The following is an 18,085-nucleotide window of genomic DNA, read 5'->3' as shown; positions in this document are numbered from 1 at the left end:
ATGTGACCAAACATGCCCAATTATTTTATAAATCCTGACATGTTAATTTATCTTTTCGATATGGTTGGCGTTGTTGCTTGTGCGATAGCAGGTACATTATTGGCGCAGCATAAAGGATTTGATATTGCAGGCTGTATCTTAGTCTCTATGGCAAATGCCATTGGTGGCGGTACTATTCGCGATATAGTGTTAGATCGTCATCCCCTATTTTGGATGACAGATTTAAATTACTTAATTGTCATCACCTTAACTTCACTGATCTTACAGATATTCTTTCATCTGTATCATAAGATAGATAATGCTGTTAAATTATTTGATGCAGTTGGGCTGGCAGCATTTAGTGTGATTGGTTTAAAAGTTGCTTTATCCCAAGGAGTCGATCTGGTAATTGCAGTATTAATGGCCGTTTGTACCGCCATTGTGGGTGGACTTATACGTGATATTATCTGTAATGAAATACCCTTAGTCTTGCAAAAAGAGATTTACATCACCGCCAGTGTTTTAGGCTCATGTTTTTACTTTATGATGGCGCATTTTGGTCTAGACCCTGGTATAAATGATCTATTAACATTGGGCTTTATCTTTTTAGTCAGAATATTGGCCATTGTTTTTGATTGGCACCTACCCTCTATACGTTTAGTCAAATAGCTTATGTAGAACGATAAGGTATAGATAATTCTTAAGCGCCATGTGTTAGTTGAACAAGGTACAACCATTCATGCTTACTTATGTTAGCGACTTGACTAAAACCTTAAGCACCTCCTTTGACCCTAACTCACTTATTTTTACCTTCGATATGATAGGTATCGTAGCCTGTAGTATTTCAGGCACTATACTTGCCAAGCATAAAAGGTTTGATGTATTTGGGTGTCTGTTGGTAGCTATGGTGACTGCCATAGGTGGTGGTACAGTACGTGATGTAATATTAGACCGTCATCCTTTATTTTGGATGACGGATATGCATTATCTGGTGGTAATCACCATTACATCGCTTACATTCCAGATATTTTTTCATCCTAATTCTCGCCATGTAGATGCTCTACTGAAGCTCTTTGATACGATAGGTCTTGCAGCATTTACGCTCATTGGGATAAAAGTCGCCTCCAGCATGGGGGCTAATATTGCAGTGTCTCTACTGCTTGGTGTTATTACGATAATTGTCGGCGGTATAATCCGCGATATGATTTGTAATGAGATTCCTTTGGTTCTACAACATGAGATATATATCACGCCTGCCTTACTTGGCGGCAGTCTCTACTTTATTTTGCCCAAATTTGGTGTACACACCTGGCTTGCTGAAATTCTTACTATGTTGACCATTTTTGTCATTCGCTCATTAGCCATACGTTACGATTGGCGGTTTCCTGATATTGAGCTTTACAGCACTAAATAGCAAAATATATAGCAGGATATATAGCAAGATATATAGCAAGAAAGGTAAATTCAGAATGAGTTAGCTTTTACATTATTTGTATCGACTATTCATTGTTTGCGGTTACTCAATTAAGGTGTTGTTGACGCTACGTTAAGATCTTTAACTATCAATTGAATACTCTTTTGACTATTCCACTCATTAATGTCCAGCTCAAATAAGATGTGTACTTTACTTGCTTTATAATCCCACGCTTTGGCATCATAATTAAACCATATGGCGTCAATAGGATACATAACGCCTGGATATTTAAGAGATAACTTAAGATGCTTGTCTTTTAAAATACGGAAGTTTAAGATGTCAAACACACCATCAAATTGAGGGGCGACAAAGCCATGCCCCCATATATAGTGATTGTTTATTAACTCTGCAAACTGAAGATTAAAGTCCACTGCATCAAGCTGACCATCTGTATATTTCTCTTCTTCAAAAATCTCAGCATCTAATTCCTGCATGGCGGTATGAAACGCCTTAGAAAATGATTCGAAATTTTTCTTTTGAAGTGTCAGACCAGCCGCCATAGCATGCCCACCGAAATGACTTATTAATTCTGGCTCTGCCTCCGCTATACCCTCAATAACATCTCTAATATGTAGACCAGGTATGGATCGCGCAGAACCTTTAATGAGGTCTTCATCTTGAACTTTATCGGTATCTGCAGGAGCAAAAATTATAGTAGGCCGATAGTATTGCTCTTTAAGACGTCCAGCGACGATACCGATGACACCTTGATGCCATTCTTCTTGGAATAAAACCATCGCACGAGGTGTTGACTCTTTGTACTGATTTTCTTTTTTATCTATATCAGGCTTACTTAACGCTTGGTTAGATTGAGATTCGCTAATTGAAGTTGATTCGGCTTTTAAACCAGAGTCAGTACCCTTAGAGCCAGTACCCTTAGAACCAGTACTCTTAGAATCAGTACTCTTAGAACCAGTACCCTTAGAATCAGTACTCTTATTGAGTTCGGACTCTACATCACTTTCGAAATTATTTGAATTAGGCTGCATACTTTTAGTATTAGAATCGTGGCTTTTCAATACTTCTAAAATAGCATCTGCTTCTTGCCGCATACCGCCTTCAACTGTTCGGCGTTCTTTATTAAGCTTATCTAGCTGATAAGCTAAATTTCTAGCGATATTGATATCATCTGTTACCAAACATTCTATACCAACTCGCATGTTATCCATTCGACCTGCAGCATTAATACGTGGTCCAATAACAAAGCCAAAATCTTGCACAGTTACCTTTTTATGATCACGTCCTGCCATCTCAAGTATGGCAAGTATTCCCGCCGAGCAGCGACCCATCTTAATGGCTTGCAGCCCATGACTAACAAGGGTACGATTATTAAAATCTAATATACCGACATCAGCGACTGTACCTAAAGCCACTAAATCCAAATACTGACTAACTTGAACACTAGATCGCCCAGCATCCCGTCGATACTTTGACAATCGGCCCAATACATAAAAAGCTACCCCCACCCCAACCAAGGACTTACTTTCAAAATTACAGTCTAACTGATTCGGGTTAACGATAGCGTGAGCGTCAGGGGCTTTTTTAGTCGTTAGATGATGGTCCGTAATAATAACAGTTATGTCATTCTCTAAAGCCTTTTTGACACCATCGTGGCTTGAAATACCGTTATCAACAGTCACAATGACATCTGGCTCAAAATCATCAATACCAAGCTGGACAATTTCAGGTGTTAAACCATAACCGTATTTGAAACGATCAGGTACTACGAAATCTACATTGCCGCCCATCTTACTTAGTACTCGCATCATCAATGCAGTACTCGTTGCCCCATCACAATCAAAGTCGCCTACGATTAAAATGCGTTTATTCGTTTCAATGGCATCATCCAAAATTTGGACTGCGTTATCAATATCGCATAACCCATCAGCTGGCAGCAAACTGGATAAAGAATAATCTAGCTCTATTGGCGTAGTGATGCCTCGGGCTAATAATAGACGTACTAATGTTGGATGTTGGTTGTAAAGGCCTCTAAAGGTGTCGGGTAGATCTTTGGGTAACTGGCCTGTATAGCGATTTGAAAGCTTGAGCATAAGGGGTCTTATCTATTGTTAGAAATTTGAATTGAATTGAGACAATACTTTATAATTAAAAAGCTTATAGAAAACAATAGTATATTTACAAAAAATTATCCTTCAAAGAGCGATAGATACAAACTTCATCTTGTCAGTGTATCTAGTTCTATTAAAATTTAATATTATTCATATGCATTTTAATATGTCTATTGTTTTATTATTTTGCAATAATGACAATTTGCTTTAGTTCAGAGTGCATGTCTTCAATTTACGTTGTACCAAGACTGAAATTTGCATATTTATAAAAACGAGTTTAAACGCTATAACGATTTAAATACTATAAGTTGTAGGTTCAACAAGTTTGATAATGATAGGTAGATTTCAGAAAAGTTAAAATTTTATTTATCACCCTACTATTTTAATTAAACGATATAAGGACAATCTATGAAAACAGTACCAGCCGCAGAAAAACTACCAGATACTATTGATCCAGATTTAGATTTAGATAAAGTAAGAAAAGAATGCCTTGAACTGGTTAAATCTCGTGCAAAGTATTCTGCTGGTGCAGCAGTCATACCGGTTCCTTTTCTTGATGTAGCTATTGATGCGAGTCTATTAACTCAATTGTTACCAGAGATTAGCGAACGTTTTGGATTAATCTCAGATCGTGAATCTGCTATTGATATACAAGCACGTGAAATTCATTGGAAAGAAATGAAAGATCGTGCTGTCGACTTTGCAGGATTGATGGCAACTCGTGGTGTGGTTAAGAAGACGGTACAGGGCTATGGTGGTCGTATTGTTGCTAAACAAGTGACTAAATTTGTGCCACTAGGTGGTCAATTAGTCGCCGCTACTATCGGCTATATGATTTTTAAGCGTATCGCCACTCAGCATATTAACGAGTGCTACAAATTAGCTAAGAAAATTCAGAACAAACAACATGGTAATAATGTTTAATTTTTAGCATTATAATTGACTACTTAATCTCTACTCATTATATTTAGAGAGTGACACTATTCGCATATTATAAGCCCTCAATATATTGAGGGCTTTTTGTGTTAGAGCCTTAAGTGTTAAATCAAAAAAAGTGAAGCTCTAAAAGTTAAACTTAATATCAAAGACTAAAAAATATTACTAAGGATAAGATAGCTAATCATAGACATCGTTGCTGCGGCAGGTAAGGTAATAACCCACGCTAGGCCAATAGGCTTCATAAGACCCCAGTTGGTATTTCTATTCACCATACCGATGCCAAGTACAGCCCCTACTAAAACGTGAGTACTAGAAACAGGAAGGCCTAGCATTGATGCCGCCATTACCACAGCAGCTGCGGATAGTTCGGCTGAGAAGCCAGACGCAGGATGCATTTTAGCAAGATTTGTACCAACGGTTTGAATCACCTCTTTACCGATAAACCATAAGCCAACGATTAGCGCCACACCAAATGTAATCATGACGGGACCAGGCACGGCGGCTTCAGACGATATGGCATTATTACGAATTACATCCATAATTGCTGCAAACGGTCCAACCGCGTTTGCAATATCATTTGCACCATGACTAAAGGCAAAGCCTGCAGCTGTAAACACTTGCATCCAACTAAACAGGATGAAAGTGGCTCGGGTCAAGTCTTCTTTATGCTTGCCTTTGATACTTTTAGTATAAATAAAGGTAGTAAGCCAGATCAGCGCGCCAATCATGAACATGAGCAGCACGCTAGTTAACGTAGATACACTCATATCTATGTTTTTTAGACCTTTGAACACAACCATAGCGGTCATAACCACACCGCCAAGAGCGGCCACTAAGGGCATCCAATTACGCAAAGCTTTTAAGGTATCGATATTAGATCTTTCACGTTCGATATCATAAAGCTCTTGATAGTAATCCGTTTCTAAGTCATCACGCTCTGTATCTTCATCTTTATATATCTCTTGGTCACGAACCATTTTGGAGGTATAAGAAATTTGAAGGGATTCAGCTAGTTGACTCACCCACTCTTTGTGACGCTTTTTAAGTGATTTTTTTGCTGCCTTAAGCTCTTTAACTCTATCCTCTACACGGTCGTTATAGCCTAAGATATTAATTTTAATCTGTTTATATAATATATAAGCCAACACCCCACCGAGTACAGGTGACAAGACCCATGACAACGCTATTTGACCAACTTGATCCCACTTAACGGTGCTTAGTGCTAAATCAGTACCACCAATTTGAATACCCATGATTATGGAGCTGCCGACGACGCCACCGATGATTGAGTGCGTGGTAGATACGGGCAATCCCTTTTTAGTTGCAAATAATAACCAAAACGCTGCCGCAATTAATGCAGATAACATCACGTAAATGAACTGATTAGGGGTTACCATTAGGCCATCTAAATCGACAATACCTTTTCGGATGGTGTCCGTCACCTCTCCACCTGCGATAACCGCTCCAGACACTTCAAAAATAGCAGCAACTGCAAGTGCTTGGGGGATAGATAGCGTGCCCGCCCCTACTGATGTACCAAAAGAATTGGCCACATCGTTACCGCCAATGTTAAATGCCATAAAGATGCCAAATAAAGTGGCAACGATAAACAACATGACTTGGTTATGGTTTGTATAATCCAAGCCCCACCACATAAAAAAAGCGGTGACAGCAAATAGAAACAGACCGAATAGAATATTCGCCTTCTTAGAACCGTGGTATTGAGTCTTACCCGGCGTAGTTGTCTGTGGAAGCATGGGATTTCTTAGCCAATCAGATGATAAATAATTAAAAACCCCGATATTTCGGGGTTCCAATGAAAATTCAAATGTATAAATAAAACAGTTTAATATTTATAGATTCTTCATATGCTTAATATGTTGCTCAGTCAAAGCGATCACTAGAGTGACGCGAATTTACCTAACGATCAAGGTTCTCAATTAACCGTCAACATATAGGGTTCTCAATCAACCCTCAACATAAATTATACATATTATACCTTTGATAAATCAAACTTGAAACAACTGTTTTACGCGCTATTCTCCAAGCGCTTTTTCTAGTCGAGCGATAGCATGATCCAGAACAGCTAGGCGTGCAGTACGTTTGTCATTGGTCGCTACTACGTGCCATGGAGCATATTTAGTATTGGTACGAGCCAGCATATCTGCGGCCGCTTGCACATAATCATGCCATTTATCCCGGTTACGCCAATCATCATCGGTTAATTTAAACTGTTTGTGTGGGGTCTCTTTCCTATCTTCAAACCGTTCGAGCTGCTCGTGTTTGTCTATGGCAAGCCAATACTTAATAATTATGGTTCCTTTATCAGCTAAGTCTCTCTCCATTTTATTGATTTCATCATACGCTCTTTGCCACGCCGCATCGCTTGCAAACCCCTCGATACGCTCTACCAAGACACGTCCATACCAAGTTCTATCGAAAATAGCCACCCGGCTTAATCGCTCATCTTTAAAACAAGGGCTAGTCTCTGGTAAACGGGTCCAAAAACGCCACAGATACGGATGTTGCAGCTCAATGTTATTGGGTGCGGAAATATTATATATTTGGTACTCGCGTGGATCTAAAGAAGACACTAAGCGTTTAATTGCTCCTCCTTTTCCAGCTGCATCCATACCTTCAAATGCAAATATCACATGGTGCGATGACTGGTCTGAGTCGTCATTCTTATTGTTGTTTCTTGTTCTGATTAATTCAGCAAACTTTGACTGTTTTTTAGCAAGCGCTTTTTGATAATCGGATTTATCCATATCTGGATCATCGATATCTGTTAATTTGTCTGGTATATCGGTCCATGAAAAAGCGGCATTAATATTTCGTTTTACATGATCGATAATAGGATGCTTACTGTCACTTTGATGACTACTTAATAAAGCGGTTTGAGTCGCTTGCAAAACCTCATGGCAAAATTGAATATTCGCCTCTTTATTAAATCCTATATCTTTATATTTAACTTTCTTATCGTGTTTATTTCTTTTATCGCTACCATCGATGACGACCCAATCTGATTGATGACTCAAAATCACTTTGGCTATTTTATTAAAGCGTTTTACTTGTTTTTTACTATTCCAGTCCATTTGATATAGCCAATGCGGATCTTCTTTCGCATCTTTCAATCTATCCTTCAAAGTATCTTCATCGATGTGAAACCAACATTTCAATATCTTGGTATGATTGTTAGATAATTGAGCTTCAAATTCAGATAAAACACTCAGCTGTTTTAAAATATATGCCGCCCATGTATCTATCTCATCCTTTTTACCCTTAACCTCTTTACCTTTTTTATCTTTTTTGTCTTTATTGTCTTTTTTATTTTCCGCCTCAGTTTTCATAAGCTGCATAGCGCCCACAATTAGGTCTGCATACCAATTTCCAAAATAAGCTGTAATGTTTCCGTGCCTAGGAAGCTTTGTGGCATGTGCTTGCCATATAGGTTCACTAAGGCTTGGTACAGTACCAATGGTTGCTTCAACATTTAATAGCCGAGGGTCAACCCATTCTCTTAATTGAGTAACCGCAGCACCTTTGCCTGAAAACTCCATACCATTTACCAGTACTAGCAGACCAGTCTCTTGACCCTCTTGGCGTGTTTCACGCAGTGCATATTGAGCTTTAACCAGCTCCAGTCGAAGCGTATTTTCATCCATATGAAATTTACTCAAAGGATCAGCTCCCAGTATGGCATCAACGATTTGAGTATTGTCATTACTAGACATATGTTTTCCTTGATTAGTTATTAATTTATAGTTATTAATTTATAGTTATTAATGGATAGAGTTAATTTATAGTTTCTATCAATAGATCTTTATCTATACTTTTGAAGAAATATCTCTCAAGTATAGCGCTTTAATGTGTTGGTTTTACTGCATACAATTTAGCATAGAGAATTTAGCTCTAATTTATTAAAGAATTTATATATGCCCATTAAGTTGCAGTTGCCAACTAATAGGTTTTTATATTGTCCTACTAAATCATATTTAGAGGTGTGAGGCTATATGACCCTAGTTAAATTATTTTATTAATTTATGCATGATGCTATTTAATATAAAATAGTAATCAATTTGGGCAATGTTTATATGTTTACTTATTTGAAATATAAGTTCTGCACCACTTAATATATGATAATTTATCAACAGCTTTAAACTATTTCACAATTGTTTTAGTGATTGTGATAACAATTTTGATGCTAATTATTTAATGTTCGTTATTTGTCGTTTGTTATTTGACGTTAGTTATTTAGTATTTGTTATTTGAAATTTTGTATTTAGGGTCTGCTAAACATATTTTATCAGCTGTAAGTTGATATGAACTGTTAGCCTAACTCTATTTTAACCCTTTTAAATTTGGAGATAGTATATGACTGCATTAACTGAGCTAAGTGAGGATATTAAAGAATATTGGAACCTTCCCCATCATCATAACCCTGAGCTCAACGCTAAGTTACATGAGGTTCAAACATGGCAAAAAAAGCGTATTAGTAATACCCATAGCGAGTTATTCTCACAACCTAAAAACAGACTCATGGCAGACTATTTTTTAAACAATCTGTATGGCGGTGACTCGTTAAATGAAGTCATCCAACAACTTGAAAAGATTTTACCAAAAGCTAAAAAGGTAGAAAAGATTGCCCCTGCTACCGCTCTAGAAACGGGCGTACTGGGTATTCGCACTGCCATCAACTCGACTAAACTTGATGTAGATCTGGCGAAATGGTTACTTGAGAATAATCTGGAAGTGAATCAAACCAATATGCATGAAGCCTATAGAGCAGTTGACTCATCCAGTGCGCGCAAACAACAAATAGAAGACTTAAGACAGGTGTGCTACCGAAGCGACAAATATCTAAATTCTTTTATATTACATAAAGTTTTTAAGCTCACCAAAAAATCTGCTTACAAGCACAATCTACAACCCTTATATAATTTCATTGAATCTGGTCTAAATGCGATGAAACCTCTTAAAAGTGTTAAAAACTTTATCGATCCGTTTTGTAAGCGTGAACTTGAGATAATCAATGAAGTACATGGCTAAATGAGCGCCGACTTAACGAACGATAATTAAGACAGTGTGGCTTGTGGTTCAAAGTACTATAGGCTAAATTTCCAATAGAACCATAAGCATCTTCCATCCATTTGAGGTATCATTGATCTATCAGTTCACTGTCAATATTAATATAAAAACAAAATATTATTAAGGCTTTTATAGGGTATTAATACAATGCCATCTAATAACCTATTTTAGACAGTACATCCCTACAAATCAAAGCTTGGTCAATGGCTAAGTATTCGTTTATAACCTTAGCCTTACGTTCTTATTATATTTAATCAGGATCCATAATGAATCAACAAAACAATATTACCAATACTTCTGATGACAATACTGCCAGTCTTCAAGATAAATTGGTTAAAGAATCCATCAAACATAATGATGAGCTAAACGGCAAAGTGAAACAATCTTTTCAACCTACAGACGAGCATCAAACTGTCTTAAATGACCAATTTAGCAGTGTAGATGACTTACCAGCAGGAACTCCTCAGGGTCAGCAAACCACACGTCCTTATACCTCTAGTACATCAACCACATCCAGTCACGACACGAGAGCTCAAGCTAATCAGCAGGCGTCTATTCGTGCAGAAACGGGTCAATCTGATTATGCGAAGTTCAATGAGAAAGATGATATCAATAATCCGCATACTGCAGATACCGATGGCTTAGAAGAAACGCACTTTGGGTACAAAAAAGTAAAAAAAGCTGAAAAACAAGCCCGCGTGGCAGACGTGTTTACTTCCGTTGCGCAGAAATACGACATCATGAATGATTTGATGTCCTTTGGTATTCACCGCCTATGGAAACGCTATGCGATAAGCTTATCAGGTGTGCGTGCAGGTCAGCATGTATTGGATATTGCTGGCGGTACTGGAGATTTGGCCAAAGCGTTTAGTAAGGAAGTAGGTAGAACCGGTAAGGTTGTCCTCTCAGACATCAATGCTGCCATGCTTGATGTTGGCCGTGAAAGACTCATCAATTCGGGATGTAACAATGTTGATTTTGTATTAGCAAATGCTGAAACTTTAGCGCCCTTTGAAGACAATAGTTTTGATCTATTAACTATAAGCTTTGGACTACGAAATGTCACCGACAAACAGGCTGCGCTTCGCTCCATGTACCGTGTACTTAAGCCAGGTGGACGGTTACTTATTTTAGAGTTCTCAAAACCTGTGTTTGAGCCTTTATCTAAAGCGTATGATCTGTATTCATTTACAGCTTTGCCATTAATGGGCAAAATAGTTGCAAATGATTCTGAAAGCTATCAGTATCTTGCTGAATCTATTCGTATGCATCCAGATCAACAAACCCTAAAAAACATGATGCAAAATGCTGGGTTTGTAAACTGTGATTATCATAACCTAACGGCTGGTATCGTCGCTGTGCACCGCGGCTTTAAGCAGTAGCTTTTGAAAAAAGCTTTATGCGCTTAGATTTACACTATGTCTTACACATTAAGACTATGATTCAATTCATTTTAATTCAGGTATATATATGATAACGGTTTTGCTTTTAGCAGGTATTGAAAAGCTCGTTAACTTTGCATTATTGAGTGACAATATTACTAAATCTGGACTAACACCATTGTCTGGTAAAGTCTTGCGATTAAATCTTGCTATGCCAAAGGTTAGTATTGATGTGTTATTCAATGAGGACCATATTCGTCTGGAACCCGTGAGCCAAATTCATGATAGCGTGTTTGAAACCGCCACGTATGCAGATAATGATACGGATAGCGAACGTAGTTATGCGCGTCAACAACACGTTAAGGTAGGTCATACCCAACCAGATTGTACTATTAATATTGATAATATCGCTGAACTCTTAAACCTTATGCGCGATACAAGTGGTAACCTACCTATTGAAGGCGACTACAAAGTTTTGATGCAGGTCAAGCAGCTTATATCTGGTTTTAACCCTGATATTGCATCTCAGCTTGAGCCATTGATTGGTACCCCACTAGCGATTCAACTAAATTTACTTATTCGTTCCTTAAAAGGGAATGTAGCACATACTGCAAAACATGCTTTTAACGACGTGGCTGATTGGGCTAATAATGTTGCTGGCAACGCGCCTCAGGACCCTGTTGTTGAACAAGAAGTGAATGATTTGAAACAGCAATTGCTAAAGCTTCGAGCAGATGTTGAGCGCGAAGAGGCCCGTTTGGCTATGATTAAAGCCGAGCAAGAGCGTCTTAAAGGTCATCAATAATGAAAGTAAAAAGAACAGCGATAAGAACAGCAATAAGTACAGTGATTGATGCTCAATCTACTTAAGCTAACGTTCAACTTCAGTTAATGTTTAATAGAATCTAGTGTCAACGATTTAAGTCTTTAATCATTTATAGAAACTCTAATGAATTAATAGGTTATCAGTCCATACGGATGATAACCCTTTTTTATCTAATTTTTTAGCTTTATATTTAATTTATTGGCTTAAAACCTATTAACCTTTATTCTTATATTCGCATGAGCATGATATGATAATGCTCATCAAATATGTCTTAGTGAATGTCTCTTATTATGCTGTTAACTCATCGCAAACGTCTGATGGAATTGTGGCAAATTGCTGCCAAATATCGCCTTGATACGCACCTTCCTATAGAAGATGCCCCTCAGTTACAACCTGCTGCTAGGCTTATTAAAACTCATCCCAGCGCTTGGGGTAAAAAACATCATCCCAATGGTGTGAAGCTTTCGCTCGAAGAGATGGGGACCTTGTTTCTTAAATTGGGTCAACTGCTCTCTACACGGCGTGACTTAGTGACGCCTGACATTATTGAACAGCTAGTACAACTTCAAGACAGGGTAAAACCTTTTGGCGTAGAGACAGCTATAGAACAGATTGAAAGTAATAAAAATGGGTTAGGTAAGAGCATCGACGAGCTATTTAGACGTTTTGATACTAAGCCATTAGCCGCCGCTTCTATTGCACAGGTACATACCGCCTCACTACATGATGGACGAGAGGTGGTGGTAAAAGTAGTTAGACCTGATATTCGTGATCGCATTATTGAAGATTTTGAATTATTGCGCGACTTAGCGCAATGGGCATCCGCGCGCATTGAAGCAGCTCGTGCAGTTCATATTATCGATATTGTTGAAGATTACCGTCAAATTATGCTAAATGAGCTGGATTTGACGTATGAAGCTGACAACACTACGCAGATGCGCAATAACTTTCTTGGCTCAACGATGATGTATGTCCCAGAAGTTTATATGGCGTCTAAAAATGTCATGGTTATGGAACGTATCAGCGGTGTACCCATCTCTCAAACGCATGTGTTTGATGAAAAAGGCTATGATCGCGCGGCATTGGCTGAGAAAGGGTTAACGATATTTTTCACCCAAGTCTTTCGTGATAATTTTTTTCATGCCGATATGCATCCTGGTAATGTGTTTGTTGAGACCCTTCCAGATACCGCGCCCGAACCTTATCGTTATTATCCACGCTATATAGGTCTCGACTGCGCCATAATGGGCGAATTATCCCGCGATGACCAAATGATAGTGGCACGTATGCTATTAGCGGTTATGAATAATAATTTTTCTAATTTAGTTGATATCGTTAGCAGAGCTGGCTGGATCCCGCCTAATACAGATAAACACGCCCTAACTCGTGACATGCGCCGCACGGTTGGACCCATGGTGCTAAAACCTATAAATGAAATTGACTTTGCTGGTGTACTAATGGAGATACTAGATATTGCCCGTCGCCACCATATGAGTATACCTCCCCAGCTAATGTTATTGCTTAAGACACTGGTTCATGTCGAAGGTCTTGGTAGAGACTTGTACCCTGATCTTGATATTTGGTCTCTTGCTAAGCCTATTTTAACTGGCTGGGTTAAGGAGCAACTTGACCCTGCCCGCAATATGCGAGAGATACGCGAGCAGTTGCCTGAACTGATGCTTTCCACAACTCAATTGCCCAAACTGGTTGATCAAAGCTTACAAAGTATGGCGTCATTAGGATCAAGACAAGACCAACAATTGCGTGAAATTCAAAGCATTCGCGCTGATATATTAAATAATAGACGACTGGATTGGATGGCTCTACTAGGCTTTGGCATTAGCATTGCTATAGCCACCCAAGTTATAGGATGGCTATCCCCGCTATTTTATTTTATAGCTATATTGATCGTGCTATGGCGTATCGTGAACTAGAGGCTATATAGAATTTACTAATATTAGTTCTTTGATTCGGGTCTGTTAGTTCATGCGCTAAATATAGTTAGCGAACTACTAAACGGTTACGATAGTATCCTCGTTAAGCCTACTTGAGTAGTACTTATATTCGGTTGCTTAGTAACCATATTAGACTTATTTGACTATATATAGGTTACAAAATATAGGTTATTAACCGATAAAATTCATTTGGTGATACTTGATGCGAACCGCTACTATTACAATTGACACCGCTGCACTTGCACATAATCTTAATCAAATAAGAAGCAACATACCTAAAACAACAAAAATATTAGCCATGGTAAAAGCCGATGCTTACGGTCATGGCATCGAAAACTGTATAACCGCTTTTGCTAACGCAGATGGTCTGGGTGTGGCAAGCTTCCAAGAAGCTCAACAGATTCGTCAATTGAGCTGGATAAAGCCTCTAATTCTTATTGAAGGCGTGTTTAGTGAAGACGAATGGCATCAGGCTATTGACGCCGACTGCCAGTGTTTAATCCATAATAATCATCAACTAGAATGGGCGCTAAAGTCTATACCTAGTGAACATTTATCTATCGAGCATTCGCCTAGTAATCAATTACCTAAAAAGCCGGAGAGCCGAACCATTTGGCTTAAGCTGAATACGGGTATGAATCGATTGGGATTTAATGCTAACAGTATTGAAACAGTAGCTAGCAAATTATCTGATGCAGGCTATGAGATTATCTTAACTAGCCATTTTGCAAACGCGGATGTAAAAGACTATCCTCTAAATAATGATCAGATTAAAATATTTTATCAAGTGCTTACAAAATTGCGCTCGAAGCTTAATAAACCTATAAAAGCATCGCTATGCAATTCAGCAGGTATTATTAATTTTCCAGAATGTCATTATGACTGGGTACGACCCGGAATTATGTTATACGGTAGCTCGCCCATATCGTCATTAAATGCAGCTGATTTAGAACTCATTCAAGCCATGCGACTTGAAGCAAAGTTAATGGCTATACATCCTATTGATAAGGGCACTCCTATAGGCTACGGTAGCTGCTTTAAAGCTCTAAAACCTATGGTGAAAGGTATCGTAAGTATCGGGTATGGGGATGGGTATCCTAGAGTGTTGGATACGGCTGCATGGGTCAGCGTCATACAAGATGATATACATTATGCTTGCACGGTTATTGGACGAGTGGCTATGGATATGATCGCTATTGACCTCACTCATGTTCCAAATCCTAAGTACGCTTGCGACGTTGTCTTATGGGGCAACAAGGTTCATGAGCCTAGTATAGATGACATTGCAGTCTATGCGAATACCATAAGCTACGAGCTATTTTGCCGATTGACCCAGCGTCCTACAAGATATGTGATTTAGACTTTCGAGTTAACCTCATATTAAAACGGTCAAAATATTTCACATCTTTATAAATTTCGCTATACTGTTTGATTTGCTATATAAAACTGTATTATTGAATCATATTTATATGAAGAGAATTTCATGAGCGTGCGCCATTTTTTAACCTTATTAGACCTATCTCCCACTGAGCTTAAAGCGCTCATAAAGCGTGCGAGTGAACTGCGTAAGATGCAACACGCTGGTGAAGTCTACCAACCCTTTATTGGACGTACTTTGGGTATGATATTTGAGAAATCATCTACCCGAACTCGTATTTCATTTGAGACAGGTATGGGGCAATTTGGTGGTAATGCCATATTTTTATCACCCAAAGACACCCAGCTTGGACGCGGTGAGCCCATTGAGGATTCTGCGAGGGTCATCTCAAGTATGGTTGATATCATCATGATTCGTACCTTTGAACATGAGATGGTTGAAACGTTCGCAGAGTATTCTTCTGTGCCTATAATTAATGCCTTAACAGACGATTTTCATCCCTGCCAGCTTTTAGCTGATATGCAAACGTATTATGAACATCGAGGCAGTATTAAAGATAAGATAGTCACTTGGGTAGGCGATGGTAATAATATGTGCTCCTCCTTCATGATGGCGGCGAACCAATTTGGATTTGAGCTAAGAGTGGCCACTCCTTACGGCTTTGAGCCAGACCCAATATTGATGGAGAAGTTCAAACATTGTGTTAGTTTGGTAGATGACGTTCAAGATGCTGCAAAGGATGCGCATCTTATAGTGACAGATGTCTGGGCCAGTATGGGTCAAGAGAACGAACAAGCGACTCGGGCTAGACGCTTTGCCAATTATCAAGTTACCCCCTCTATGCTAGACAAAGCTGACCCTGATGTTCTGTTCATGCATTGCCTGCCAGCGCACCGAGGAGAAGAGATATCTCACGACTTATTAGACGACCCTCGTTCTGTTGTCTGGCACGAAGCAGAAAACCGACTACATGCACAAAAAGCGCTTATGGAGTTTTTGTTAAAAGACAAAATTAAACTCAGCTGATGTTATAGTTTATTTTTCATACTGATTTATAGCAAGCATTTAACAAAGAGCTTTATTGTATAAACAAATCAGACCAAGCTATGCTTGGTCTGATTTGTTTATCAAAACTAGAGGCTGTCTACTTTAACCCGCTTGTAGTTCAATGAAGGTCTCAATCACTTTATTAAGCTGCTCCGGTTCTTCTACTGTCGTAGTATGTCCAGACCCCTTAATAACCGCAAGCTTAGACCCTTTAATTGCAAAATGCATTTTTTGAGCTTCTGGGTATGGCGTTGGCACATCCTCATCACCGACAACAATGAGCGTTGGCAGATCTATTTGAGGCAATCGGCTCAACACCTCTTCTCGATCTATCACACCGCGAGTTGCTTTAACAGCGCCTTTTTTATTATTGTTTTTGAGAAATTTCTTCCATTTTTTAAGCTCTTTTCTACGAGACTTATCATTAATAAATGTTTTACCAAACATGATGTCTATGATTTTCTTGCCAATAAAATCTCTTATACCGACAAGACCAATCACTTTAATTAACTTTTCGTAATCTACTTTCTTAACAGGGTTTTCAGCCTCTGCGCCAGTATCTAGTAGCATAAGTGTTTCTAGTAAATCTGGGCGTTTTAAGGCGACGCGCTGTGCGACATAGCCACCCATTGATAACCCAATAAAGTGACATTTTTGAATATCCAACGCTTCTAGCAGTGCAATAGCATCATCAGTAAGGGTATCCATATCGTACCCAGTCTTGGTCACTTCTGACTTACCCTGCCCTCTAAAGTCAAAAGCTATACAGCGGTAATCCTCTTTAAAATGCGCGACTTGCTTATCATACATATGTGTACCCCAAAGCAGCCCATGAGCAAACATCATTACTGGCTTACGCTGATCGGCAGGCAGCTCATTTTGTTCCGGCGCACTGTCTTCATAATAAATTTTAGCGTTATTGATCGTTATCTTTGGCATATTTTTGGTATCCTTACCTTATGAAGCATTGAATAAACTAAATCAAAAAACTCATCAGGAGTTTCTTGAAAATAATGCAGCTATACTAATAGATGCTACGAATGAACTATAGCAACTCAAATCTATAGGGATAACCGAAGATAACGACTACCTAGTCAACGTCTCTACGCCAGCGGTTTTAGCAACTAATAATTTATCAGCTTGATTTGCTGCAAATATACCATTGCAAACTACCCCAACGATATTATTCAAGGTGCTCTCCATGTTGGCTGCAGTGTCTATCTCAAGCTGGTAAGTATCTAAAATAAGATTGCCATAATCTGTAACAAACCCTTCTCTATACACGGGGTCTGCGCCAAGCTTAACCAATTCTCGTGCCACATAAGAACGCGCTTGTGGTAAGACTTCTATGGGTACAGGAAACTCTCGCCCTAATTGAGTCACCATTTTGCTCTCATCGACCAAACATATAAACTCTTTTGACGCCGCTGCGACAATTTTTTCGCGGGTTAACGCCCCGCCCCCACCTTTAATGAGCTGCAAATTGGGATTTACCTCATCGGCCCCATCTATATATAAATCCAGCTCTCCTACGAAGTTTAAATCCATCACTTCTATACCTAACGCTTCAAGCTTTTCTTGCGTTACTTGAGAGCTTGCTACAGCACCTTTTAAATTTACTTGCGGCAATAAATCTATTAAACAGTTGACGGTACTTCCTGTCCCCACACCCAGAATCATGCCATCTTGAATATAACGAATTGCTTCTTGTGCGACCTGCTGCTTTAGCTGCTGTTGATGACTCATGACTGCCCTTATAATGAATTTTTTAAGATTTTAATAGGTATTGATAGATTCAAAGCTGTATAGAATTAAACATATTATATCTTAATATGATGTTCAACAGACTCTAATGCCATTATATGACTAATTATTTAGGTGTAGACCTTGCACGATTTTAAAAAACAGAATAGGCTTACCCCTCCTATAATATATAATTTTAAACTAT

The 18,085-nt window shown here is 38.7% G+C and carries 14 protein-coding genes; 9 read left to right on the top strand and 5 right to left on the bottom strand.

The window, feature by feature from the left end:
• The first annotated feature begins 12 nt into the window (after positions 1–12).
• Positions 13–648, top strand: coding sequence for a trimeric intracellular cation channel family protein (locus AC21OH_RS02290; protein WP_486535919.1), 636 nt, complete (start codon positions 13–15; stop codon positions 646–648).
• 70 nt (positions 649–718) lie between these two features.
• Complete coding sequence (locus AC21OH_RS02285) at positions 719–1,393, top strand: trimeric intracellular cation channel family protein (protein WP_487370610.1); 675 nt, start codon at positions 719–721, stop codon at positions 1,391–1,393.
• 110 nt (positions 1,394–1,503) lie between these two features.
• Here AC21OH_RS02285 and AC21OH_RS02280 read toward each other — a convergent pair whose 3' ends face one another.
• Complete coding sequence (locus AC21OH_RS02280; protein WP_487370611.1) at positions 1,504–3,504, bottom strand: DHH family phosphoesterase; 2,001 nt, start codon at positions 3,502–3,504, stop codon at positions 1,504–1,506.
• 426 nt (positions 3,505–3,930) lie between these two features.
• Between AC21OH_RS02280 and AC21OH_RS02275 the strand changes: the two genes are divergently transcribed.
• On the top strand, positions 3,931–4,446 hold the full coding sequence (locus AC21OH_RS02275; protein WP_486535922.1) for a hypothetical protein: 516 nt from the start codon (positions 3,931–3,933) through the stop codon (positions 4,444–4,446).
• Positions 4,447–4,610: 164 nt separating this feature from the next.
• On the opposite strand, the gene AC21OH_RS02270 is transcribed toward AC21OH_RS02275, so the two are convergent.
• The gene (locus tag AC21OH_RS02270; protein ID WP_487370612.1) at positions 4,611–6,218 is read right to left on the bottom strand and encodes an inorganic phosphate transporter; all 1,608 of its coding nucleotides are present in this window, start codon (positions 6,216–6,218) and stop codon (positions 4,611–4,613) included.
• A 279-nt stretch (positions 6,219–6,497) separates the two neighbouring features.
• On the bottom strand, positions 6,498–8,195 hold the full coding sequence (locus AC21OH_RS02265) for an ATPase (RefSeq protein ID WP_487370613.1): 1,698 nt from the start codon (positions 8,193–8,195) through the stop codon (positions 6,498–6,500).
• A 640-nt stretch (positions 8,196–8,835) separates the two neighbouring features.
• Between AC21OH_RS02265 and AC21OH_RS02260 the strand changes: the two genes are divergently transcribed.
• The 6 genes from AC21OH_RS02260 to argF all read left to right on the top strand — a co-directional run bounded on the left by AC21OH_RS02260 (position 8,836) and on the right by argF (position 16,116).
• Positions 8,836–9,510: an FFLEELY motif protein gene (locus AC21OH_RS02260; protein WP_487370614.1), complete on the top strand. Its 675-nt coding sequence runs from the start codon at positions 8,836–8,838 to the stop codon at positions 9,508–9,510.
• A gap of 305 nt (positions 9,511–9,815) precedes the next feature.
• Positions 9,816–10,931: a bifunctional demethylmenaquinone methyltransferase/2-methoxy-6-polyprenyl-1,4-benzoquinol methylase UbiE gene (gene ubiE, locus AC21OH_RS02255; protein ID WP_487370615.1), complete on the top strand. Its 1,116-nt coding sequence runs from the start codon at positions 9,816–9,818 to the stop codon at positions 10,929–10,931.
• An 88-nt stretch (positions 10,932–11,019) separates the two neighbouring features.
• A complete protein-coding gene (locus tag AC21OH_RS02250) occupies positions 11,020–11,736 on the top strand; it encodes a ubiquinone biosynthesis accessory factor UbiJ (RefSeq protein WP_487370616.1) in 717 nt (238 codons plus the stop codon).
• Positions 11,737–12,047: 311 nt separating this feature from the next.
• On the top strand, positions 12,048–13,691 hold the full coding sequence (locus tag AC21OH_RS02245) for an ABC1 kinase family protein (protein WP_487370617.1): 1,644 nt from the start codon (positions 12,048–12,050) through the stop codon (positions 13,689–13,691).
• A gap of 223 nt (positions 13,692–13,914) precedes the next feature.
• Positions 13,915–15,072, top strand: a complete 1,158-nt coding sequence (gene alr / locus AC21OH_RS02240; protein ID WP_487370618.1) for an alanine racemase — start codon at positions 13,915–13,917, stop codon at positions 15,070–15,072.
• A 123-nt stretch (positions 15,073–15,195) separates the two neighbouring features.
• Complete coding sequence (gene argF / locus AC21OH_RS02235) at positions 15,196–16,116, top strand: ornithine carbamoyltransferase (protein ID WP_486535930.1); 921 nt, start codon at positions 15,196–15,198, stop codon at positions 16,114–16,116.
• A gap of 123 nt (positions 16,117–16,239) precedes the next feature.
• On the opposite strand, the gene AC21OH_RS02230 is transcribed toward argF, so the two are convergent.
• Positions 16,240–17,076 carry an alpha/beta fold hydrolase gene (locus AC21OH_RS02230; RefSeq protein WP_487370619.1) on the bottom strand — a complete coding sequence of 279 codons (837 nt, stop codon included), beginning with the start codon at positions 17,074–17,076 and terminating at the stop codon, positions 16,240–16,242.
• A 147-nt stretch (positions 17,077–17,223) separates the two neighbouring features.
• Positions 17,224–17,883, bottom strand: a complete 660-nt coding sequence (gene rpiA, locus AC21OH_RS02225; protein ID WP_487370620.1) for a ribose-5-phosphate isomerase RpiA — start codon at positions 17,881–17,883, stop codon at positions 17,224–17,226.
• Positions 17,884–18,085: the final 202 nt, after the last annotated feature.

This window comes from Psychrobacter sp. CX10, assembly GCF_057621575.2.
The sequence above is the reverse complement of the archived record's forward strand: the minus strand, read 5'-3'. Positions and strand labels throughout refer to the sequence as shown.